This window comes from Nonomuraea sp. NPDC048916 (genome assembly GCF_040649575.1).
GTDB lineage: Bacteria > Actinomycetota > Actinomycetes > Streptosporangiales > Streptosporangiaceae > Nonomuraea.
Window position 1 is genome coordinate 1 of the sequence record NZ_JBEZFS010000108.1, and the last position, 1,850, is coordinate 1,850.

A 1,850-nucleotide genomic window follows, 5' to 3' on the forward strand; every position below is an offset into this window, starting at 1 on the left:
CAGCACCTGAAGCTCCTGGTTGCGACGGTGATGGTTGTGGTGATCAACCCGTCTACCAGGAGCTTCTTTGCGCCACCTGCCGAACATCAGCATCGCGATCATGCTGTGATCAGGGCACGCGTCCAGGAGGTTGGAAAACGTTCAGTGGGTTGCAGTTCGCGTTGCAATACGAGAGCGTCCGGAGGGGTTCAGGATGGACCGCGCATAGGCGTTGACCTGCATTGGACGACCTGGAATGACTCGAACTGGATCTTTTAATCCGCAGGTTCCCAGGCCGCCTGGGTTCCCGAAGGGTGGTGACGGTCTCCGGTGCTATCCAGCGTCCCCGGCGTCGTGCCCGATCGCCTACGGCAAGCCGTACCCATGCGGGGAGGCGCGGGGAACGCGATCAGTGCCGTGAGCTGCGTCTTCGCTGGTCGTTCAAGATCGGCATGCGTCTTTGCAAGCAGGAAGTCAGGAGTTCGAATCTCCCAGGCTCCACCAGCAAAACGCACCCTCGCCGAAGGTCGTTGGCGAGGGTGCGTGACGAACTGAGTGACTACGGCGTCTGCTTACGACGGACGATCTCCGTAAGCGCCCGGATGAACAAGACGAAGAACCACCATTGCGTGACGGTGCTTCCGGTCGGAGAAGATCGCCACGAAGGCGGCGACGGGGATCGGGAGAAGCACCAAGAGGACCGTGAGGGATCCAAGGGTGACGAGCGACATCTGCGTACTCCAAGTACGACAAGGACGCTCATCGCGTCCAAGTCGCGGAGCTACACGTCAGCTCACACAGAGTCCGAATTGCCTAGAGGCAGGCATGCCATGCGATGGGCAAAATCAACGATAGCGTGCATGGGCTCGACGGTAGTACAAGCAGCGCCTTCGGCTCCGCGCCGTCGCACAGCATGAGAAGTTCCCGGGCCTACGTGCCCGTTGGCGAGTAGGTCCTTGCCGGGTGGATGGACCGTCGGGCCATCAACGGGCCAGCAAGAAGGCCAACAGCGGTCACTCACGGGTATGCACGGAGCGTCCAACACGCAGGTCGAGGCGCGTCTATTAAGAATCTTGCCAGCACGCTGACGGGGAGCGTGCTGAAGCAGCCGATGAGCTGTCGTGCGGCGCGGGGCGGCAGCCCTGGTGCGCTAGTTTCCGGGTAGAGAGGTATACTATTCGCTATACTGCGGTATGTGGCCGACGAGTCGGACGTCTACATCGTCGACGAGGTGCGCGAATGGATCGAGCAACTCGACGACGCGACACATAAGCGTGTCGTGCAAGCGATCGATCTGCTTGCTGAAGGAGGGCCAGGTCTGGGGCGGCCGCTGGTCGATACAATCACCGCTTCACGTCTGCAGAACTTGAAGGAGCTGCGGCCGGGGACGGTGCGGATCTTGTTTGCCTTCGATCCGTGGCGATCCAGCATCCTGCTGGTCGCGGGTGATAAGGCCGGGCAGTGGAACGCCTGGTACAGGCAGGCCATCCCGATCGCCGAGCAGCGCTACGAGGTCTACATGAAGGAACGGCGGGCGGAGGAGGGCGGATCGTGACGAAATATGCGCGCTGGAAGGACATCCGTGCTGAGCACGTCGAACGTGCCGGCGGCGAGGAAGCCGTGGAGGCGGGCAAGCAGGAACTCCTCGCCAAGGCGCAAGGACGCCGGCTTGCCGAGATCCGCCGTAGTCGGGGGATGACCCAGCAGGACATCGCACAGCGCATGGGGGTCACCAAGGGCCGCGTTTCGCAGATCGAGCAAGGCAAGATCTCCGGACAAGACGTTCTCGCCCGGTACGCCACTGCTCTCGGCGGTCAGCTCCATCAGTCGATCTACTTCGACGATGGGGACATAGCAGCCATTGCCTGAGA

2 protein-coding genes are annotated in these 1,850 nt (G+C 61.8%); both read left to right on the plus strand.

Annotation, left to right across the window (positions count from 1 at the left end; translation table 11 throughout):
* Window positions 1–1,174 precede the first annotated feature (1,174 nt).
* Window positions 1,175–1,534: a type II toxin-antitoxin system RelE/ParE family toxin gene (locus tag AB0C16_RS39940; RefSeq protein ID WP_357691345.1), complete on the plus strand. Its 360-nt coding sequence runs from the start codon at window positions 1,175–1,177 to the stop codon at window positions 1,532–1,534.
* Window positions 1,531–1,848, plus strand: coding sequence for a helix-turn-helix transcriptional regulator (locus AB0C16_RS39945; protein WP_357691347.1), 318 nt, complete (start codon window positions 1,531–1,533; stop codon window positions 1,846–1,848). Before AB0C16_RS39940 ends, AB0C16_RS39945 begins: the two co-directional genes overlap by 4 nt.
* Window positions 1,849–1,850 lie beyond the last annotated feature (2 nt).